The sequence below is a fragment of the Mailhella massiliensis genome (assembly GCF_900155525.1).
In the GTDB taxonomy this organism is placed as follows: domain Bacteria; phylum Desulfobacterota; class Desulfovibrionia; order Desulfovibrionales; family Desulfovibrionaceae; genus Mailhella; species Mailhella massiliensis.
Genome location: NZ_LT706952.1, coordinates 166,879 through 186,417 on the forward strand (window position 1 = coordinate 166,879; position 19,539 = coordinate 186,417).

Sequence of the window (19,539 nt, forward strand, 5' to 3'; positions counted from 1 at the left end):
GAGCGCGTGCCTGCTGCGGCAGGGGCGTGCCTTCCGGGCGGGCGATGGTTTTTTTCAGGGAGGATTTCCTCCCTTTTCTTTTTAAGGAGCGTTCCGGCATGGGGCGGGCGGGCATGTCCCCCTTGCGCCATGGAGCGGGATTCCGCCGGCTTTGCCGGAAGAAGAGATGCGGAACGCGCCGCTCCCACGCTTCGGCAGGCTTTCTCCTGCCGCCCGGCCCTGGGAGAAGGCCGAACGGCCTTTTGGGGGCGGGAAAGGCGGAGAGGGGCCTTCTCCCCGGGGCCGGGGAAGGGCGGGCCGGGGTCCTGCATGGCGCAAAAAAGGCGAAATCCGGGCCGCACGGGGCGATTTTTTCAAAAAAGTTGTCTTTCCCCCCCTAGACGGAGAACAAAACGGAATTACCTATTGCCTGTAAGCGAGCGCGCCGGACGGCGCCCCTTACCCCAACCAAGCAAGAATTGAGGAGGAAATATAGTATGGGCAAGATTATTGGTATCGACCTTGGCACCACCAACAGCTGCGTTTATGTGATGGAAGGCAAGGAGCCCAAGTGCATCTCCAATCCCAATGGCGGCCGGACCACTCCGTCCATCGTCGCTTTTACCGATAAGGAACGTCTGGTCGGCGAAACCGCCAAGCGCCAGGCCGTGACCAACCCCGACCGCACCATTTTTGCCGTGAAGCGTCTCATGGGCCGCCGCGCCGACGCTCCCGAAGTGCAGCACTGGATGCAGCACGCCCCCTACGCCATCGTGGCTTCCGCCAACGGCGACGCCGCCGTGCGTGTGGACGGGCACGACTACAGCCCCCAGGAAATTTCCGCCGTCATCCTCGGTCAGCTCAAGAAGGATGCGGAAGCCTACCTCGGCGAACCCGTGACCGAAGCGGTCATCACCGTTCCCGCCTACTTCAACGATGCCCAGCGTCAGGCCACCAAGGACGCCGGCAAGATCGCGGGCCTCGATGTGAAGCGTATCATCAACGAACCTACGGCCGCCTCTCTGGCCTACGGCTTCGACCGCAAGGCCAATGAAAAGATCGCCGTGTACGACCTCGGCGGCGGCACCTTCGATATCTCCATCCTCGAAGTGGGCGACAACGTCGTGGAAGTGCGCGCCACCAACGGCGACACCTTCCTCGGCGGCGAAGACTTCGACCAGCGCATCATCCGCTACATGGTGGACGAATTCAAGGGTCAGTACGGCATCGACCTCTCGCAGGACCGCATGGCTCTGCAGCGCCTGAAGGAAGCGGCCGAAAACGCGAAGAAGGAACTTTCCAACTCTCTGGAAACGCAGATCAACCTGCCCTTCATCACGGCCGACGCCTCCGGCCCCAAGCATCTCATGATGACGCTCTCCCGCGCCAAGCTGGAACAGATGGTCATGGATCTTGTGGAACGCTCCATCGAACCCTGCCGCAAGGCTCTTGCCGACGCCGGTCTCTCCGCTTCCGAAATCGACGAAGTGGTGCTCGTGGGCGGCATGACCCGTATGCCTCTGGTGCAGAAGAAGGTGGGCGAATTCTTCGGCAAGGAACCCAACCGTTCCGTGAACCCCGACGAAGTGGTGGCCATGGGTGCTTCCATCCAGGGCGCCATCCTCACCGGCGACGTGAAGGACGTGCTGCTGCTCGACGTGACCCCGCTCTCCCTCGGTATTGAAACCATGGGCGGCGTGTTCACCAAGCTGATCGACCGCAACACCACCATTCCTACCCGCAAGAGCCAGACCTTCTCCACCGCGGCCGACAACCAGCCCGCCGTGGACATCCATGTGCTCCAGGGCGAACGTCCCATGGCGGCCGACAACATGACGCTGGGCAACTTCCAGCTCACGGGCATTCCTGCGGCTCCCCGCGGCGTCCCGCAGATCGAAGTCACCTTCGATATCGACGCCAACGGCATCGTGAACGTGTCCGCCAAGGATCTCGGCACCGGCAAGGAACAGTCCATCCAGATCAAGTCTTCTTCCGGCCTCAGCGAGGAAGAAATCAACAAGCTGGTGCGTGAAGCCGAAGCCAACGCCGCCGAAGACAAGAAGAAGCAGGAAAACATCGAAGCCCGCAACCAGGCCGACGCCCTCATCTACGCCACCGAAAAGTCCCTCAAGGACCTCGGCGACAAGGTCGACCCCGCGGTGAAGGCCGATGTGGAAAGCAAGACCGAAGTTCTGAAGAAGGCCATGGAAGGCTCCGATACCGACGCCATCAAGAAGGCCTCCGAAGACCTGTCCCAGGCTTCCCACAAGCTGGCGGAACAGCTTTATAAGAACGCTCAGGCCCAGCAGGGCGCCCAAGGTGCCCAGGGCGGCCAGCAGGCCCAGGGCGGCGAGAAGAAGGACGACGACGTGGTCGACGCCGACTTCACCGAAGTGAAGTAAGCCCTCCGGCTGACACCAGACCACACATACGGCCCCGTCTCCTGAAAAGGAGGCGGGGCCTTTTCGTATGCGCCTTCCGGCGGTGGAGCGCGGGGCGGACCGGCTTTTCTCTCCGGCAGGTCATGGTTTTCTTTCCCCCTGCGGAGAGCTCTCCGGCTCCCGTCCCGGGGAAAAAGAATGCGGAGAAAGTGCCGTACCGGCACGGATGAAGCGGCGTGACCGGCGCTGCCGTCTTTGAGGCGCGCCTCAGGATGCGGGGCTTTGCGCCTTCCGCCATTCCGGGCAGAGGGAAACGAAAGCCCGCAGAAGAAGCGGGCAGGCCCTCCCGGCGGGCCGCCTTTCTGCTGCGGCGCTTTGCCGCCGTGGGCGTCCGGCATGGACGGACAGGGGCGCGGAAGCTCCGCTTCGCGCAGGGGGACGGGGGCGGGAGAGACGGGCCTCTATGCGCCTTCCGGCCGCTTCGGGAGGGAAGGGCAAGGATGCTAGAAAAGGGCCAGATACGCCCCCACGAGCACGAGATAGCGGCAGAGCTTGGCCGTCAGGGTGAGGGCAAAGAAGGAGACGAAGGGTTCCCGGAGTACTCCTGCCGCAAAGGTGAGCGGATCTCCGATGAAGGGAACCCAGCTCAAGAGCAGCGACCAGCGGCCGTAGGTGTGGTACCAGGTTTCGGCCTTGCGGAGCCTGGCTTCGCTTATGGGGAACCAGCGGCTGTGCAGAAAACGGTGGGAGAGGGAGCCCAGGTACCAGTTGAGGGCGGAACCCAGACTGTTGCCCAGGGTGGCCGTTCCCACAAGTCCCCAGAGGGAATGTTCCCCTTCGGCCACGAGCGCCACCAGCACGGCTTCGGACTGTGCGGGAAAAAGCGTGGCGGCCAGAAAGGCCACGGCGAACATAAGGATATATTCCTTCATGGGGCGGAACGGAACGGCGGAAGCTGAGCGGAGCGGAGAAGGCGGGGGGCGGAGGAAGAAGCGCCGGGCATGGCGCGGCATGACCGGGGACAGAGCGGCCCCGTGAGGGGGCATTCCCGGTTCAGGCTGACGGAAAAAGGCCCGCAGCGGTTCTGCGGGCCCTGCGGCTGTTACTGTACGGGGTTGATGCGGACTTCCACGCGGCGGTTCTGCTGGCGTCCGTATTCGGTGTTGTTGTCGGCAATGGGGGCGCTTTCTCCGTAGCCCATGGCGGAAATGCGCGAAGGCGAAATGCCGCGCTGTACCAGGGCGTTCTTCACGCTGTCGGCGCGGCGTTCGGAAAGCTGCTGATTGTAGGATTCCGAACCCGTGCTGTCGGTATGACCGATGACGGTGATGGTGGTCTGCGGATAGCGGGAGAGCACCTGCGCGATGCGGTCGATTTCGGAATACATGCCGGGGCGGATGGAGGAGGAGTTCACCGCAAAGGTGAAGTCGCTCTTGAAGGTGAGGGCGAGCGCGTCGCCCTGGCGCTGAACGGCGACGGCCTCGGAATTGGCCAGAGCCTGCCGCATGTCGCTTTCCTGATTATCCATCATGGCGCCGATGCCCGTTCCGGCAAGGCCGCCGATCACCGCGCCTGCGGCGGTGCCGATGAGGGTGGACTTGGTGTTGCCGCCGATGATCTGGCCGAGAATGGCGCCTGCGGCAGCGCCGCCGGCGGTGCCGTAGGCCGCGCCCTTGCCCGTGTTGCTCTGCATGGCGCAGCCGCTGCCGAGCATCAGGGTGGCGATGAGTCCGAGAGTGTAGATTTTTTTCATGGCACGTCCTTCCTGTGCTTACCGTTCTGTAGGGAAAGGCAGGTTATTCCGTTCTTCCCCGATGCGGAGCCGGGGCCGGAAATATGACTCATCATAGCCGCGCCCATGTGAAAAGGCAAATGTTTCCCTCACGGTACGGCGTTTTTCCGGCTCAGGAGCATGGGGGAAGCGTTTTTTTATCATGCGCTTTTTCGCCGTTTCTTTCGTTTTTCAGGAAAGCTTTCATAATATTGCAGCGCAGAAAGAGTTTGAAACGTGACTTGTGCCGCCCTCGGCGTATAACGGAATCATTGAGGCCATCCCTCCCCCGGGTGGTCGGGAACTCTCCTCCTTTTTCCCTCATCCTTTTGCTCCGCCCGTCCGCATCCCTGCGGGCGGGCCTTTTGTCGTCGACGTGTCATGCCTTCCTCCCGCGCCCGGCAACGGGGAGGCACGGCGTTTTGGGGCGGGCGTTTTTCTGCCGCATGGTGCGCCGGGAAGGAAGGCGGAAAAAGGCGACGCTCTTTTCCGCCCCTCCATGCCGTGCGGCGGGGTTTTGCCTTGCGAAGTGTTGCGGGAGGGGAAAGAGTTTGAAACGTGACTTTTTTCAGGCATTTTGTAGAAAGGAGTCGTGGAAAGTCATACCACGGAAACGGTTCCATACTCTCTTCTTTCTCTCCTCTTCTCAGTCGGCCTGTCCCTCCCGGACAGGCCGACTTTTTTTAAGACTGAAAACTCCCCGCTATGCGGGGAGTTCCAAAAAGGCGAAGCCTTTACATAAGTTAAAAAAGGGGTTCCTTTGTGAGATAACCAGTTGTCTTGACTCGAAATCTATACACAAAGGAACCCAATAATGAATGACCAGAGTTTAAACCATACCCGTTGGAACTGCAAGTATCACATCGTTTTCGCTCCGAAATTCAGACGCAAGCTGGTATACGGAAGGTATCGCAGAACGATCGGCGAAATTCTGAGAAAACTGTGTGAATACAAAGGAATAGAGATAGTGGAAGCAAATGCGTGTGTGGACCATATTCATATGTGCGTCAAGATTCCGCCCAAGTATAGCGTGGCGCAGATCATGGGGTATTTGAAAGGGAAGAGTTCTCTGATGATATTCGAGAGTTTTCCGCATCTGCGCTACAAGTTCGGCAATCGCTATTTCTGGTGTACCGGTTATTTTGTCAGCACGGTGGGAGTAAATGAGGCGACCATCATCAAATATGTGAGGGAGCAGGAAGAACGAGACAAAATAACAGACCAGTATAGCCTGGTAGAACGGCCCGTCAGCTCGTTTACGAGCAGCAGGAAATAACTCTTCGGCAAGAGTCGAGACAGAGCCCTCTTAAGAGGGCAGCCGGGTAACAGACCCTTATAGGGTCAAATCAAACCGCCCCTTGAAGGGGCGGTCCTGACTCTTTCTCCGGCTGGGGCGCGTCCCCGGCGGGAATCCTTCCTGCGGGAAGGTGTGCGGAGCCTCAGGCCCGTGCTTTTGCGGAAAGAGGGAACCTTCCGCCCGGGGCGAGGAGGGGGAAGATTTTGGCGGATGCGTCATCTTTTCTCTTGCCAAATGAAGAGAATGGAGTCATATTCCCGCTGTTGGACCCGTAGCTCAGTTGGTAGAGCCCCCGGCTCATAACCGGATTGTCGTAGGTTCGAAGCCTGCCGGGTCCACCACCCCGTCAAAAAGGCCATGAAAGCACGCTGCTTCCATGGCCTCTTTTTTTATGCTGTTTCTGAGGTAGAGGGCTTGGGGCGTTTCTTTTCGCTTACGGCCCTGTTTCAAGAACGGCTGAAGCCGAGGCTGTCCGGGGCAGTTTCTTCCGGGCCGCATGTTCGCGGAACGGGGGAAGGCTTCCCCCCGTGAAACGGCTGCGGGCAGTCCGCATCATGGTTATGCCTGCGGGCAGAAGCGGCTTCCGCCCCATGGTTGCCTGCGCTTTCGCCCGCCCCTTTTCCGGGCCGCTTTCTGCGGCGTTCCGCGCCGGGAAGGCGGATAGGCGGCATGTTGCCGGAGGCAGGCGCCGCTTTCGGCATTGCCGCCCGTCGTTTCCTGCGGAAGGGGCGGGCGCGGGGCACAGTCATGCCCTCGGCGTGCCGCACGCAGGCGTCATGTCAGCGCCACAGCCCGGCGTCTATGCACAGGTTCTTGACCACGGCATTTTCGTTGCCCTGCAGCTTTTCGATTCTCTTTGTCCGGGTGCATTCCCATTCATCCACGGGGTCCTGCCTGCTCCAGGCCTCGAAAAGCCTTTTCTGCTGGCGGCTGAGGCGGAATTCGGGGTATTCCCCGTCCATGTAAAGCCCGGCGCGGGCCAGTTCGCCCTTGGCCTGCTGCGGCGGTTCAAAGCGGTTTCCCTCCACTTTGGCCGGGCAGGAGCCGAAGGCGGGGGCCGCTCCGGGCAGTTCGGAATACTGTTTGTTGCTCCGCACGGCGTTCACCGCTCCCACGGCGGGGAAGAGGTTGTACATGTCCGCCTGCATGAGCCGGTATTCGCGGCTGGCCTTTTCGGCGCATTTGCGGCCCCTGTAGGCCTTGCCCTTGCGGTCGACGCATACGGGGGAGCCTTCACGCCATTCGGGGAAGGCCCGTCCGAAGTTTTCCGCAGGAACGGCGTGTTCCCATTCCATGCGTTCGGCGCGCTGACGGTGCTTTTCCGTGGTAAAGCCTGCGGGCAGGCAGATGCGTTTGTCCTCATCGAAGGCATAGCCGCAGTACACGGTGACGCGGTGGTCGACGTACACCTTGTCCTCAAGCAGGCGCTTTGCCTTGGCAAAGGATTCGTTGCGTTCGTTTCCGGCCCCCGCCGCCATGCCGGGGACAGCCATTGCCAGAAGCAGAAAGAAAAGGAATTTTTTCATGCAGGGCACGATAGCCGATTCGGAAGGATAAAAAAAGCCTCGGCCGCACGCGGCCTTCCGTCGGCCGCGACCGCCCGGTTCCGGCAGGGAGAGCCGCCCGCAGGGGCGTGCCGCCTGCCGCAGGGGCGTGCCGCCTGCGGGCGCTGCCCGGCCGTACGCATTGGTTATCGCTTGCCCGGGGGGGCGGCCCGGCGCTCTGCCGGGAAGACACGAAAAACGCCCTTTCTGAGGCGGAGCAGCAGGGCCTGCGCTTCCGAAAGGGCGTTTTTCGCATGGTTTCGGCACGGTTCCGTACAGGGCGGGATGCGGGCCTTCGGCCCGGCCGGAGTTTTTCCCGGCAGTTTTTTCTGAACAGGCCTGCCTTGCGGCAGAGACGCCGCAGGGGCCGGACGGAGCGCGCTCCGCCCGGCATACGGTCAGATTTTTTCGCAGATTTTTTCGATGAAGCGGGACTTGAGCTGCTTCTGCGCCAGAGAACGCTTCACCGCGGGCATACGCAGGATGGAGCCGAGCACGCCCGCCAGCAGGCGGTGGCTGAAGAGCATGCGGTTGTCGAAGATGAGGTCCTGCAGGTTGCCGCGTTCCGTGGCCATGACCACGGCGCGGTGCGTGGTGTTGAGGGGCGTGATGGTGCGTTCCGGCCGGGGCACGAGGGTCAGGGCGCCCTTGGCGCAGCCGCGCGTGCACACGCCGCAGCCGAGGCACAGTTCCGCATTGAAGTCCACGCGGCGGGAGCCGTCTTCGCCCCGTACCATGGTCAGGGCGTTCACCGGGCACAGTTCGACGCAGCGGCCGCACTTCACGCAGGCCGATTCGTCCATGTGCATGATGAAGTTGGAATGGATGGTCTGCGTCATCTGGAAGCGCTTCACCGCGCCGAGAGCCTCGCAGCAGCAGCCGCAGCAGTTGCAGATGAAGTTCACGCCTTCGCGCACGTTTTCCCCGAACTGCACGAGATTGTGTTCCCATGCCTGATGCAGAAGTTCGAGGCATTCGCTCTTGCTCACTTCTCTGGCATGGCCGTGCTTGATGAGGGAATGGGCGGCGGTGTTGAACGTCATGCAGATATCCATGGGCGCGTCGCAGGCGGTGCCGAGGTGCTGTTTCTTGTGGCGGCAGTAGCACATGCTTATGCCGCACTGGGAGGCCGTTTCAATGACGTGGGTGGCGCGTTCCCAGTCGAGAATCTCCATGGCGTAGGGTGCCTTCACCGTGGGTTCCTGCACGAAAACGCGGCCGAGGCCCGTATCGCCGGTGACGAAAAGCTCGCGCATGAAGTCTTCTTCCACGTTGATGTACTGGTTGAAGAGCTCGGCAAGGGTTTTCTGGTCCACGTCCTTTCTCACGCGCATCATGGAAAATTCAAAGAATCCGGCCATGGGCGGGGGCAGGCAGTACATCTGTTCGCCCTTCACGTCCATATCCACCAGCATGGCGCGGGAAGCGAGGTTGTCCAGAATCTTGTGCGCTTCCGTTTCCGACATGTTCCAGCGCTTTGCGGCGTCGGCAGCGGTAAAGGGCCGTATGGGCATCTGCGCCACAAGGTCGGCCTCTTTTTCCGTAAAGAGCATTTTGAGGATGGAGTAGAGCGTTTCCGATTCCGGCGCGCCCTGGGGGAAGCGGTTGAGTCTGTCGATCATCCGGCCGTAGGCGGATTGCTTTTCCAGCATGAGGTGATGTCCCACAAGAGTCTCCTTCGCATCTGGCGGATAAAGGGAAAGCGCGGCCGTGGGCGGTGTTTGCGGGAAAAGGAGCGCTGATTCTCTCTTTACGCCCGCAGCGGAGCATGAAAGCCCGGCACTCGTCTGTGTCGCTGTAAAATAATACCATGAAAATGACGGAACTATTGTAGCGCGTTGCAGAGAAACATCAAGAAGGGCTTCAGCGGAACAGAGCGGAAGGTATCCTCCCCGAACGGAGCACTTTGCCGAAGCCATGTATGCGGAGCGCGTATGCGCACCCGTTGCTTCGGGAAAAGGGGGCCGGAGGCTCCGGGCAGAAGGGCGCGGGCCCGCCCGTGATGTGGCGGAGTATGCGGCTTCGGCGGGCCTTGTACGAGGCGGAGGGGAACGGACGTCCGCCCTCTTTCCCGGCGTCGGAGAGGGCGGACGGGGGGCAGGCGTGTTCCCGGCGCGGCGCTGCGCTTCCGGCGTGCGGCCCGTTCCCTGCGGGGCAGAGAAAAGCCCCTCGGGCACGGCCTTCGGGGCTTTTCGGCGGGGCGGGGCCCCGTTATGCGTTTTTTGCCGCCTTATGCCTGGCGTTCGTTGCGTACGGAGGCGGCCACCACGCTTGCCAGGAACCACAGGCAGGATACGAGAATGATGGTGGCCCCCGTAGCCGTGCCCATCCAGGGCTGGACGGAAAGGGCGAGTCCCGCCACGGCGGAGCTTGTGCCTACGAGTATGGCCCACCAGAACATGCCTCCCGCGCTTCTGGCGAAGTTGCGGGCCGAGGCTGCGGGAACGGTGAGCATGGCGGTGACGAGCAGCACGCCCACGCCCCAGACGGAGAACATGACCACAAGCGCAAGCAGCGCGGCGAAGAGGTATTCGAACAGGGCCACGGGCACGCGGTGCGCCCGGGCGATGATGCCGCTCGTGCCCGCGTACAGCAGGCGGTTGAAGGCGAGAAGCTCGAAAAGCACGAAGAGCAGGAACAGCCCGCACAGCCACACGATGTCCGTTTCCGTCATGGTGAGGATGTCGCCGTAAAGGAACTGCTGCAGGTCGCGCGCGATGGTGTTGTTGCGGCTTACCACGGCAAGGCCCCCGGCCACCACGGCGGAAAACACCACGCCGATGACGGTGTCGGAGGGCAGGGCGCTGAAGCGCTGCATGAACATGATGATGAGCCCCACCGCGAGTCCGAACAGCGGCATGGAAAGGTGCGGGTCCACGCCGAGCACGAGCCCCGTGGCCACCCCCGCAAAGGCGGAATGGCCCACCGCGTCGGAAAAGAAGGCCATGCGGTAATGCACCACCTGCACGCCGAGGGCGGCCGTCATGGGGGCGAGCAGCACAAGGGCGATGAGCGCCTGCTGCATGAAGCGCATGTCCATGCCGTCCAGCGGGAAGTGGGAGGCAAGGGAAAAGAGCCACGAAAGATCAGGCATGACGGTGCTCCCCGTGGTGGTTGTGCCCGGAAGAGGGCATGGCGTGGGTGTGGTCCTGCGCGCAGATAAGCCCCATGTGCATACCGAACAGGGCCTGAAGCACTTCTCCGGTAAGCACGTCCCGGGGCGCTCCCTGCGCGACGACGCGCCGTTTCAGACAGATGACGCAGGTGGCGTGATGGGCCACCATGCCGAGGTCGTGGCTCACCATGATCTGGGTGAACTTTCTTGTGCGGCGCAGATCGTCCAGAAGTTCGCAGAACAGGCGGCCGCCTTCGAAGTCCACCCCGGCGGAAGGTTCGTCCAGCACCAGCAGTTCGGGTTTCTGCTGAAGGGCGAGGGCAAGCAGCACGCGCTGCATTTCTCCGCCGGAAAGCGTGCCCACGCGGCGCTTTATGAGATGCGCGGCGTGCACCTGTTCCAGCAGGGCCATGGCCTCGTCCTTCGCCCTGCGGGAAATGCCGAGCCACAGCGGGCGCTTCTGCACGCCCATGGCCAGAAATTCCGCCACGGTGAAGGGCATACCCCGGTCGAGCATGAGCTTCTGCGGCACATAGCCTATGCGCAGGCCCTTCCCGCCGCCGAGGGTGATGCGGCCTCTGTAGTTCACTTCCCCCAGAAGCGCGAGCAGCAGCGTGGTCTTGCCCGCGCCGTTGGGGCCGATGAGCACCGTGCAGCTGCCTCTGGGCACGACGGCGTTCACCTGATCGAGAATGTTCAGCCCGCTTCTGGTCACGCTCACATGGTCGAAAACAATGGCGGGGGTATCAGCTTCCAAGGGCCTGCTCCAGAATGCGCAGATTTTCGCGCATGACGTTTTCATAATAATCGAGGGGCGCGTCTTCCGGGCCGCTCGCCATGGGGTCGAGGGTAATGCAGGTGATGCCCGTTTCCGCAGCCAGGGTCTTGCCCGCGCGGTCGGGGTACTGCGGTTCCGTAATCACGGCGGAGGTGCCCTTTTCGCGTATGGCGCGCACCAGGGTCAGCATACCGCGTGCGGAAGGTTCCAGCCCTTCGCCCTGCCGGATCACGCCGTCCACGCGCAGCCCCATGTCGCGGGCAAGGTAGCTGAAGATTTCGTGCTGCACGAGCACGCCCTTGCCTGCAAGGCGCGCGCCGGTTGCGCGGCATTCCTCGGCCAGCGCGGCGTAGAGCGCGGCGGCGCGCCTGCCGCCTTCCCCGTACAGGGCGGCGTTTGCCGGGTCCAGCGCGGCAAGCTGCTCTGCCAGAGAGGCGGCCATGCGCTCCATCATGGCCGGGCTTGCAAAAATATGCGGGTTCACGCCCCCGTGGTTGTGGCCGTGGTCGTCGTCCTCATCATGCATGAGCCCTTCCACGCCCCGGGAAACGTCGATGACGGCGGNCGGCATTCCTCGGCCAGCGCGGCGTAGAGCGCGGCGGCGCGCCTGCCGCCTTCCCCGTACAGGGCGGCGTTTGCCGGGTCCAGCGCGGCAAGCTGCTCTGCCAGAGAGGCGGCCATGCGCTCCATCATGGCCGGGCTTGCAAAAATATGCGGGTTCACGCCCCCGTGGTTGTGGCCGTGGTCGTCGTCCTCATCATGCATGAGCCCTTCCACGCCCCGGGAAACGTCGATGACGGCGGAACCTTTCTTCATGAGTTCCTCCACGCGTCCCTTTTCCCCGAGAAAGCTTTCCAGCCCGAGGCCGTTGATGACGAGCACGTCCGCCCGGGCGAGGCCGCGCCTGTCCTGCGGCGTCATGGCATAGTCGTGGGGGCAGCCCGTGCCGGGGGGCAGAAGAAGGGAAACATGCGCGTCGGGCACGTCGCGCGCCACCTCGCGCAGCAGAAGCCATACGGGGAAGACGGAAGCCGTGATTTCCCGGGCGGCGGCTCCCGTCGGGGAGGAAAGGCCGAGAACAAGGCATACGAGAAGGGAAAGAACTGTTTTCATGCTTCACCTGAAAAGCCGGACCCGCCGCAGCGGGCGGAAAGAGAGAATCGTGCGGCAGAACAGCAGAAACTTAACGGGCGAAGATGTCAAGTTCCCGCCGTTTCCGTGCGCCTTGGCCTGCGCGGAGCGCGGCCCGGTGATGCGGCCGGACCCGTGCAGCCGCATGGCGGAGGTACAGGCATTGACGGAGAAAATCATAAGTGCTTTATTGAACATGACGGGAAAGGAAGGAGTAAGCGTTCGTACATGTCCGCACAACGCGGACTGTCGGGACAGGAACGGAATCCGACGGCACGGCGGAAAGCCGTGCGGACAACATGCGTATGAAGACGCCGCACTTTGATGCGGCGGTGAAACATACATGGTTTCACGGTTCACGTTAAGGAGAATATGTATGGGAATGTCGGGAAATTACTTCAGAACGGATGAAAGTACTGTCGAGAATATCCGCCGGGGCGCGGTTGCGCTGTCGGATATCATCTGCGATAAGGCTCAGAAGGATAATATCGTGGATATCGACAAGGCATGGCACGCCCTGCATTTCACTCTTGCCGGCAATGCCTACGGCGGGGACGACGACAATATTCTCAGCCGCCTTGTTCTGAGCGGAAACATGCTCATGGAAGGCGACGAGGAATTTTCCCCCATGCTCATTTCCGCTTCCGACGTGAAGGCCATGGTTCCGGCGCTCGCCGCGCTCACGCGGGAGGACTTCCGGGAACGCTTCGATGTGGAGCAGATGCTGGAAAACGACATCTATCCCGTCACGGAAGACGACGATGAGGAAGATTTCTTCGACTATGTCTGGGACGCGGTGGAAGAACTGCGGGAATTCTTCGAGGAGGCCGCAAAGGAAGACCAGGCCGTCATATTCTATATGGCGTAGCCGTTACAGGGGAGGTTTTCCGCCTGCGGCAGGGGAGGGGGCGCAACGCGCCCCGTAAAGAACGCCGTTCGCGCCTTCGGGGCGGGCGGCGTTTTTTCGCGGGCGGAAAACGCCGGGGGGGCGAGGCGCGGCGAGTGTGCGGGCGCGTCTGCGTCAGGCTTTTGCCGGAAAGGCGGCACGGTACGCGCCGTTTTTCCGCCGGGGACCGGATGGCACAGCGGCAGGAACAGCGTCTTTCCCCGCCAACGTCGCGAGTTTCCCGCCGTTTCCGTGCCGAATGCGGAAGGGGAGAACGGCCCGTGTTTTCCTCTTCGGCGCTTTTGAGGCGCGCAGCGGCCTTTTCCGCCGTTATCCGCCTCTCCGGCCTTCGTCGTGCTCTTCCCTCAGTGCGGGGCGGTGTTCGCGTTTTTTCGCAGGGAAAGAAAAGGCCGGGAACGTTCCCGGCCTTCAGGCATAAACGGTTGTCGGGCCTCTGTTCTAGCCGCCGAGGTAGGCCTCGCGCACTTTGGGGTTTTTCAGCATGTCCCTGCCCGGGCCTTCCAGCACCACGGAACCGGTTTCGAGAATATAGGCGTAGTCCGCAATGGAAAGGGCGGCATAGGCGTTCTGCTCCACAAGGAGCACGGTTTTGCCGTTTTCGTTGATGCGGCGGATGATGTCGAAGATTTCCCGCACCAGCAGGGGGGCCAGCCCGAGGGAGGGTTCGTCCAGCATGACGAGGTCGGGGCGGCTCATGAGGGCGCGGCCCACGGCGAGCATCTGCTGCTCGCCGCCGGAAAGGGTGCCGCCTTTCTGCCAGCTCCGTTCCCGGAGGCGGGGGAACATGTCGTACACCAGTTCCCTGTCGCGGGCGATGCCGTCTTCATCCTTGCGGCACCACGCGCCGAGGGTGAGGTTTTCGGCCACGGTGAGATGGGGCAGAATGCGGCGGCCTTCGGGGCTCAGGGCAATGCCGTTTCTCACCATGTTCTCGGCGGGCAGGCCCAGCAGGTTCAGGGGCTTGTCGCCCTCGTTTCTGGTGAGCAGAATCTCGCCCTTCGCGCCCTTCACCAGCCCGGCGATGGAACGGATGATGCTGCTCTTGCCCGCGCCGTTGGCCCCGATGAGCGTGACCACGCTCCCGCGCGGGATGGAAAGCGACACGCCCTTGACGGCATGGATGCCGCCGTAATGCACATGAAGGTCTTTAATCTGCAGCATGGTTCACATCCTCGCCCAGGTATGCTTCGATGACGCGCGGGTTGGAGCGTATGGCCTCGGCGTCGCCCTCGGCGATGAGCTTGCCGTATTCCAGCACCCAGATATGTTCGCACACGCCCATGACCACCTTCATGTCGTGTTCGATGAGCAGAATGGTCAGATGGAACTCGTCGCGTATCTGGCGGATGAAGTTCATAAGTTCCAGGCTTTCCTGCGGGTTCATGCCCGCGGCGGGTTCGTCGAGCAGCAGGAACTTCGGTTCCGTGGCCAGCGCGCGGGCGATTTCCAGGCGGCGCTGCGCGCCGTAGGGCAGGCCGGAGGCCACTTCCCCCGCGTAGGCGGAAAGGCCGATGCGTTCCAGAAGCTGCCGCGATTTTTCGCGTATGTCGCGTTCCTCGCGCATGGTGCCGGGCAGGCCGAGCACGGAACCCCACCAGCGGCTTTTGCGGCGTACATGGCGGCCGATCATCACGTTTTCCAGAGCCGTTTCGTTGTAGAAGAGGCGGATGTTCTGGAAGGTTCTCGCCATGCCCAGGGAACAGATGGCATGGGGGGCCATGCCGGTGATTCTTCTGCCTGCAAAGACCACGTCGCCTTCCGTGGGTCTGTAGAACCCGGTGATGACGTTGAACACCGTGGTCTTGCCCGCCCCGTTGGGACCGATGAGTCCCACGATGCCGCCCTCGGGAATGTTCATGTCGAGACCGCTCACGGCGGTGACGCCGCCGAAGCGCATGGTCACGTTTCTTACTTCAATGATGTTCTTCCCGTTCATGCCTTTTTCTCCTTCTTGCCGCCGAAGCGGCGGGAAAGGAAGGCGGCGATGCCGTCCCAGGTGATTTCGCGCATACCCATGATGCCTTCTCTGCGGTACAGGATGATGAGCAGCAGGCATACGGAAAACACCACCATGCGCATACCGGGAATGCCGGGAATTTCCACGAAGCCGAGGTTCATGGGTTCTTCCACCACGCGCAGCCATTCCAGCAGCACCGTGATGATGACGCTGCCTATGATGCTGCCGGTAATGGAACCGAGCCCGCCCGCCACGACGATCATGAGAATGTTGTAGGTGAGCAGGAAGGTGAACATTTTCGGGTCGATGGTGGTGAGGAGGTTCCCGAGAAGCGCGCCGCCCACGCCCGCGAGGAAGGCCCCGAGGCAGAAGGAGAAGAGCTTGGCGTGGAAGACGTTGATGCCCATGACCTGAGCGGCGATTTCATCGTCGCGCACGGCCTTGAGCACGTTGCCGAAGTTGCTGGAAAGCAGCCGCACGGTGCAGAACACCACCAGCAGCAGCCAGATGTAGCTGGTGAACAGGTCGGTATGGCAGGGAATGCCCTTGATGCCCAGAGAACCGTTGGTGATGGGCGTGGCGTTCACGATGAGCACGCGGATGATTTCCGAAAAGCCCAGCGTGGCGATGCCGAGGTAGTCGCCGCCGAGCCTGAGCACCGGAATGCCGATGACGAGGGCGAAGAGCGTGGCCACCAGCCCGCCCAGAATGACGGAGAACCAGAAGGGCGTGTGCAGCGAGGCGAGGGAGGGGAGTATCTCGTCGATGATCCACATCATTTCCTTCTGGTCGGGCGTGAGCACGCACAGGGCGGAAACGTAGGCGCCTATGGCCATGAATCCGGCGTGCCCCAGGGAGAACATGCCGGTGAAGCCGTAGATGATGTTCAGGGAAATGGCGAGAATGCCGTACACGGCCACGAGGTTCAGAATCTGCACCTCATAGCCGTTGAGCGGCTCCGGCAGGAAGGAAAGTCCGAGATCCAGCGCCATGCTGCCGTCGGCCCACCAGAGGAAGAGAAAGAGCAGCGCCACGGCAGCGGCGTTGAAGGTGCGGTTGCGGGCCAGAGAGAAGGGTACCCTTTGCGCGGTCATCATATCTTCTCCTTCTGTTTTTCACCGAACAGGCCGGTGGGCTTCACCAGAAGGACAACGACCAGCAGAATGAAGGCGAAGGCGTCGCGGTAGCCGGAAAGTTCCGGGAAGAAGGCGACGGCCATGATTTCTATGAAGCCCAGCATGAGGCCGCCGATGACGGCGCCCTGAATGGAGCCGATGCCGCCGAAAACGGCGGCGATGAAGGCCTTGAAGCCGGGGAACACGCCCATGTAGGGGTTGATCTGCGGGTAGCGCAGGGCCCACATGATGCCCGAAGCCGCGGCGAGGGCGGAGCCGATGGCGAAGGTGAGGGCTATGATTTTATCCACGGACACGCCGAGCATACGCGTGGTTTCGATGTCTTTGGAAATGGCCTGCATGGCGAGGCCCGGCTTGGTATGATAGACCACATAGAGGAGCGCGGCCACGAGAATGGCCGTTACGCCGGGCACGAGCAGGGTGAGGGGCATGAGGCGCGCGCCGCCGATGGTGATGATGCTGACGAGCCATTCGGGCTGATGCACGGGGCGGGGCAGGCCGGTGAAGACCACCACGGCCAGACTTTCCAGGAAGAAGGAAACGGCAATGGCGCTGATGAGGGCGGAAATGCGCGGGGCGTCGCGCAGGGGGCGGTAGGCGATCTTGTCCATGAGCACGCCGAGCCCGGCGGAGCCTAAGATGGCCACCACCACGGCCACGGGCCAGGGCAGGCAGAAGAGCGTGGTACCGTAGAACACGAAGTACGCGCCGAGCATGAGGATGTCGCCGTGGGCGAAGTTGATGAGGCGCAGGATGCCGTACACCATGGTGTAGCCGATGGCGATGAGCCCGTAGAGCGAGCCGAGCGTAAGCGCGTTGAAAAAGTGTTGGAGGAATAATTCCAGACTCATGGGGAACCCTTTCCGGCCGAAGGGCGGAAGCGGGAAGATTCGGCCGTGGTAAAAGGTGCGGGCTTTTTCCGCGTTGCGCCGCCCGCGCGGGAGAGGGCGCGGGCGGCGCGTCAGCGTTTTTTTCAGGGCCGGGAATCCGGCCGTTCAGGCCGTCAGTCGGCGATGGCTTCGCCTATGTAGGAACGCTTGCCGTCCTTGTACTGAATGATGCCCACGGGCAGTTCGGCGTCGTGGGTGGCGTTGATGGAGAGCGTACCCAGAGGAGTGGCGAAATTCTTGGTTTCCGCAAGGGCCTTGGTGATGGCTTCGGGGTTGTCGGAACCGGCGCGGGTGATGGCGTCGAGGATGAGGTTGTAGCACACATACCCGAGGGCGGAGTTCACGTTGGGGTCCTTGTCGGGGTAGGCGGCCTTCCATTCGGCGGTGAAGGCCCTGGCGGCCTCGCTCATGTTGGGCATGTTCACGTCATAGGGGAAGGTGGTGTGCAGGAAGCCTTCCACGGCCTTGCCGCCGATCTTCACGGTATCGGGGTTGTCCATGGCGTCCGCGCCCATCATGACGAAGGTGCCGCCGAGTTCGCGGGCCTGCTTCATGATGATGGCGCCTTCGGCGAAGTAGGCGGGCATGAACACGATGTCGGGCTTCTGATTGATGATTTCGGTAAGCTGCGCCGTGAAGTCCTGGTCGCCGGAATTGTACTTCATGTCGGCCACGATTTCACCGCCGAGCTTCTTGTAGGAACGTTTGAAGAAGCTGCACAGGCCCACGGAATAGTCGTTGGCCACGTCCATGAGAATGGCGGCCTTCTTCATGCCGAGGTTCTTGTAGGCGTAGGAAGCGGCGGCCGCGCCCTGATAGGGGTCGATGAAGCAGGCGCGGAAGTAGTACTTCTTGCCCTGGGTGACGAGGGGGCTGGTGCAGGAGGTGCCCACGCCGGGAACCTTGGCCTTTTCGCCCACTTCGCCGCCGGCCATGGCCAGGGAGGAACCGTAAGTGCCGATGTAGGCGGAAACCTTGTCGCGTTCCACAAGGCGCTTCACGGCGTTGGCCGCTTCCACCTTGTCGGACTTGTTGTCCACGACGATGAGTTCCACGTCGCGGCCGAGCACCTGGGGCTTGGCCTTTCTGGCAAGTTCGATGCCGTCGAGTTCCAGCTGTCCGCCGAAGGCGTTCTGGCCGGTGAGGGGCAGATACACGCCGATTTTGACAGGTTCGGCGGCCATGGCGGGGAAGGCGACGCCGCAGGCCAGAGCGGCCATGGCGACGGAGGCGAACACACGGGAAAGTTTCATAACGGGTCCTCCGGGTAGCGAAACGGGTTCGTGTGAAAAGAGATGAAGGGATAGTATAGAATCTTACGATTATGTGCAATCACGAAGGCGGTAAAAACGCATACTTCCCCCCGGCGAAGCGCCTCTTTGAGAATAAAGATGTCTTTTTTGTGTGCATGGTTAGGAAAAATATAGGTTTTTTTGCACTTTTTCCTGCGGGGAAGAAAAAACGCCCTTTTTTCATTTTTGTGTTTACACGGTGGAAAAAGTGTGGAAAAATTTGCCCCCCTTTTTCCGCGGAGCGGAAAGAGGGGGGCAAAGGCGCATGAAGGAGGAAGAATAGGTTCAGGACTCATTAAATATAAAAGATGACAATGGCAGCGAGACAAATAGCCGAAAAGAACGTGTGGGCACAACGGTCATAACGCATGGCTATTCTGCGCCAATCCTTGAGTCGGCCGAACATGATTTCTATCTTGTGCCGCTGCTTGTAAACCTCCTTGTCATAGGCCACCGGAGTTTTCCGGCTGTGTCTGCCGGGAATACACGGCGTGATTCCTTTACGGGACAAGGCATGACGAAACCAGTCGGCATCATAGCCTCTATCCGCCAGAAGCTCCCCGGCCTGCGGCAGAGTATCAAGCAGGACAGCAGCGCCTTTGTAGTCGCTCACCTGACCGCCGGACAGATGGAAGGCCAACGGTTGACCGAAGGCATTGCAGACAGCGTGGAGTTTTGAATTCAGGCCGCCTTTTGTGCGTCCGATACATCGGGAAAGGCCCCTTTTTTCAGCAAACTTGCTGCTGTCCTGTGTGCCTTGAGATGTGTGGCATCAATCATCAAGCGTGTTGTGGAGCCGTTTTGCTCAACAAGCTCCGCAAAAATCCTGTTAAAGACACCCAATCGGCTCCAGCGGATAAAACGATTGTAGAGAGTTTTGTATGGTCCATACTCGCGCGGAGCATCTTTCCATTGCAGGCCGTGCTTGATGACATAGATAATGCCGCTGACGACACGCCTGTCATCGACTCTCGGAATGCCATGGGAACGAGGAAAGTAGCGTTTGATACGAGCAATCTGTTCATGAGAAAGATAAAAAAGTTCCTTNAAAATCCTGTTAAAGACCCCCAATCGGCTCCAGCGGATAAAACGATTGTAGAGAGTTTTGTATGGTCCATACTCGCGCGGAGCATCTTTCCATTGCAGGCCGTGCTTGATGACATAGATAATGCCGCTGACGACACGCCTGTCATCGACTCTCGGAATGCCATGGGAACGAGGAAAGTAGCGTTTGATACGAGCAATCTGTTCATGAGAAAGATAAAAAAGTTCCTTCATGGCATCCTCCCTATGCCGACAATAAGAACTTCTTACCCTTTTGGCAATTAATGAGTCCTGAGCCTAGCCCCTGCAAGGCCCGG

17 protein-coding genes, 1 tRNA gene and 1 pseudogene are annotated in these 19,539 nt (G+C 61.2%); 4 read left to right on the forward strand and 15 right to left on the reverse strand.

The features are described from left to right. Nucleotides 1–476 precede the first annotated feature (476 nt). Nucleotides 477–2,381 (forward strand): molecular chaperone DnaK, encoded by a 1,905-nt coding sequence (gene dnaK / locus CZ345_RS10855; RefSeq protein ID WP_077073171.1) that lies wholly within the window; start codon nucleotides 477–479, stop codon nucleotides 2,379–2,381. Nucleotides 2,382–2,863: 482 nt separating this feature from the next. On the opposite strand, the gene CZ345_RS10860 is transcribed toward dnaK, so the two are convergent. Then, entirely contained in the window at nucleotides 2,864–3,274 is a 411-nt protein-coding gene (locus CZ345_RS10860) for a YqaA family protein (protein ID WP_239446677.1), read from the reverse strand. Nucleotides 3,275–3,462: 188 nt separating this feature from the next. After that, entirely contained in the window at nucleotides 3,463–4,113 is a 651-nt protein-coding gene (locus tag CZ345_RS10865) for a YiaD family glycine zipper/OmpA-like lipoprotein (RefSeq protein WP_077073172.1), read from the reverse strand. Between the two features lie 832 nt (nucleotides 4,114–4,945). Between CZ345_RS10865 and tnpA the strand changes: the two genes are divergently transcribed. Further along, nucleotides 4,946–5,407, forward strand: coding sequence for an IS200/IS605 family transposase (tnpA, locus tag CZ345_RS10870; RefSeq protein WP_077073173.1), 462 nt, complete (start codon nucleotides 4,946–4,948; stop codon nucleotides 5,405–5,407). Nucleotides 5,408–5,693: 286 nt separating this feature from the next. Next, nucleotides 5,694–5,769, forward strand: a tRNA-Ile gene (locus CZ345_RS10875). A gap of 438 nt (nucleotides 5,770–6,207) precedes the next feature. Here the strand turns inward: CZ345_RS10875 and CZ345_RS10885 are convergent. From CZ345_RS10885 to CZ345_RS10910, 6 genes are all read right to left on the reverse strand, one after another. Further along, complete coding sequence (locus CZ345_RS10885) at nucleotides 6,208–6,954, reverse strand: endonuclease (protein WP_077074069.1); 747 nt, start codon at nucleotides 6,952–6,954, stop codon at nucleotides 6,208–6,210. A 416-nt stretch (nucleotides 6,955–7,370) separates the two neighbouring features. Next, a complete protein-coding gene (locus CZ345_RS10890) occupies nucleotides 7,371–8,639 on the reverse strand; it encodes a 4Fe-4S dicluster domain-containing protein (protein WP_239446678.1) in 1,269 nt (422 codons plus the stop codon). Nucleotides 8,640–9,202: 563 nt separating this feature from the next. Next, nucleotides 9,203–10,066: a metal ABC transporter permease gene (locus tag CZ345_RS10895; RefSeq protein ID WP_077073175.1), complete on the reverse strand. Its 864-nt coding sequence runs from the start codon at nucleotides 10,064–10,066 to the stop codon at nucleotides 9,203–9,205. After that, complete coding sequence (locus CZ345_RS10900) at nucleotides 10,059–10,844, reverse strand: metal ABC transporter ATP-binding protein (protein WP_077073176.1); 786 nt, start codon at nucleotides 10,842–10,844, stop codon at nucleotides 10,059–10,061. The genes CZ345_RS10895 and CZ345_RS10900 overlap by 8 nt, the downstream gene beginning before the upstream one ends. Further along, nucleotides 10,834–11,391, reverse strand: coding sequence for a metal ABC transporter solute-binding protein, Zn/Mn family (locus CZ345_RS10905; RefSeq protein ID WP_162274968.1), 558 nt, complete (start codon nucleotides 11,389–11,391; stop codon nucleotides 10,834–10,836). Before CZ345_RS10905 ends, CZ345_RS10900 begins: the two co-directional genes overlap by 11 nt. Next, on the reverse strand, nucleotides 11,346–11,978 hold the full coding sequence (locus tag CZ345_RS10910; RefSeq protein WP_077073178.1) for a metal ABC transporter substrate-binding protein: 633 nt from the start codon (nucleotides 11,976–11,978) through the stop codon (nucleotides 11,346–11,348). The genes CZ345_RS10905 and CZ345_RS10910 overlap by 46 nt, the downstream gene beginning before the upstream one ends. Before the next feature lie 394 nt (nucleotides 11,979–12,372). Between CZ345_RS10910 and CZ345_RS10920 the strand changes: the two genes are divergently transcribed. After that, nucleotides 12,373–12,864, forward strand: a complete 492-nt coding sequence (locus tag CZ345_RS10920; RefSeq protein ID WP_077073180.1) for a YfbM family protein — start codon at nucleotides 12,373–12,375, stop codon at nucleotides 12,862–12,864. Between the two features lie 477 nt (nucleotides 12,865–13,341). Here the strand turns inward: CZ345_RS10920 and CZ345_RS10925 are convergent, their stop codons facing one another. From CZ345_RS10925 to CZ345_RS17210, 7 genes and pseudogenes are all read right to left on the reverse strand, one after another. Further along, complete coding sequence (locus CZ345_RS10925; RefSeq protein WP_077073181.1) at nucleotides 13,342–14,064, reverse strand: ABC transporter ATP-binding protein; 723 nt, start codon at nucleotides 14,062–14,064, stop codon at nucleotides 13,342–13,344. Continuing rightward, nucleotides 14,051–14,839, reverse strand: coding sequence for an ABC transporter ATP-binding protein (locus CZ345_RS10930; RefSeq protein ID WP_077073182.1), 789 nt, complete (start codon nucleotides 14,837–14,839; stop codon nucleotides 14,051–14,053). Before CZ345_RS10930 ends, CZ345_RS10925 begins: the two co-directional genes overlap by 14 nt. Beyond that, the gene (locus CZ345_RS10935) at nucleotides 14,836–15,957 is read right to left on the reverse strand and encodes a branched-chain amino acid ABC transporter permease (RefSeq protein WP_077073183.1); all 1,122 of its coding nucleotides are present in this window, start codon (nucleotides 15,955–15,957) and stop codon (nucleotides 14,836–14,838) included. The genes CZ345_RS10930 and CZ345_RS10935 overlap by 4 nt, the downstream gene beginning before the upstream one ends. Next, nucleotides 15,954–16,847: a branched-chain amino acid ABC transporter permease gene (locus tag CZ345_RS10940; RefSeq protein ID WP_077073184.1), complete on the reverse strand. Its 894-nt coding sequence runs from the start codon at nucleotides 16,845–16,847 to the stop codon at nucleotides 15,954–15,956. The genes CZ345_RS10935 and CZ345_RS10940 overlap by 4 nt, the downstream gene beginning before the upstream one ends. A gap of 152 nt (nucleotides 16,848–16,999) precedes the next feature. Continuing rightward, nucleotides 17,000–18,139, reverse strand: coding sequence for an ABC transporter substrate-binding protein (locus CZ345_RS10945; protein ID WP_077073185.1), 1,140 nt, complete (start codon nucleotides 18,137–18,139; stop codon nucleotides 17,000–17,002). Nucleotides 18,140–18,473: 334 nt separating this feature from the next. Beyond that, a protein-coding gene (locus tag CZ345_RS16295; RefSeq protein ID WP_144277403.1) for an IS5 family transposase occupies nucleotides 18,474–19,231 on the reverse strand; the annotation gives its coding sequence in 2 pieces (ribosomal slippage) (nucleotides 18,474–18,895 and nucleotides 18,895–19,231; 759 coding nt in all). Beyond that, a pseudogene (locus CZ345_RS17210) lies at nucleotides 19,229–19,456 on the reverse strand (transposase); the annotation flags it as partial. The gene CZ345_RS16295 and the pseudogene CZ345_RS17210, both read right to left, overlap by 3 nt. Nucleotides 19,457–19,539: the final 83 nt, after the last annotated feature.

What these genes read in the sequence shown, in the direction of transcription:
- dnaK (WP_077073171.1), top strand. Translation starts at nt 477, where the DNA reads ATGGGCAAGATTATTGGTATCGACCTTGGCACCACCAACAGCTGCGTT.
- CZ345_RS10860 (WP_239446677.1), bottom strand. Translation starts at nt 3,274, where the DNA reads ATGTTCGCCGTGGCCTTTCTGGCCGCCACGCTTTTTCCCGCACAGTCC.
- CZ345_RS10865 (WP_077073172.1), bottom strand. Translation starts at nt 4,113, where the DNA reads ATGAAAAAAATCTACACTCTCGGACTCATCGCCACCCTGATGCTCGGC.
- tnpA (WP_077073173.1), top strand. Translation starts at nt 4,946, where the DNA reads ATGAATGACCAGAGTTTAAACCATACCCGTTGGAACTGCAAGTATCAC.
- CZ345_RS10885 (WP_077074069.1), bottom strand. Translation starts at nt 6,954, where the DNA reads ATGAAAAAATTCCTTTTCTTTCTGCTTCTGGCAATGGCTGTCCCCGGC.
- CZ345_RS10895 (WP_077073175.1), bottom strand. Translation starts at nt 10,066, where the DNA reads ATGCCTGATCTTTCGTGGCTCTTTTCCCTTGCCTCCCACTTCCCGCTG.
- CZ345_RS10905 (WP_162274968.1), bottom strand. Translation starts at nt 11,391, where the DNA reads ATGCATGATGAGGACGACGACCACGGCCACAACCACGGGGGCGTGAAC.
- CZ345_RS10920 (WP_077073180.1), top strand. Translation starts at nt 12,373, where the DNA reads ATGGGAATGTCGGGAAATTACTTCAGAACGGATGAAAGTACTGTCGAG.
- CZ345_RS10925 (WP_077073181.1), bottom strand. Translation starts at nt 14,064, where the DNA reads ATGCTGCAGATTAAAGACCTTCATGTGCATTACGGCGGCATCCATGCC.
- CZ345_RS10930 (WP_077073182.1), bottom strand. Translation starts at nt 14,839, where the DNA reads ATGAACGGGAAGAACATCATTGAAGTAAGAAACGTGACCATGCGCTTC.
- CZ345_RS10935 (WP_077073183.1), bottom strand. Translation starts at nt 15,957, where the DNA reads ATGATGACCGCGCAAAGGGTACCCTTCTCTCTGGCCCGCAACCGCACC.
- CZ345_RS10940 (WP_077073184.1), bottom strand. Translation starts at nt 16,847, where the DNA reads ATGAGTCTGGAATTATTCCTCCAACACTTTTTCAACGCGCTTACGCTC.
- CZ345_RS10945 (WP_077073185.1), bottom strand. Translation starts at nt 18,139, where the DNA reads ATGAAACTTTCCCGTGTGTTCGCCTCCGTCGCCATGGCCGCTCTGGCC.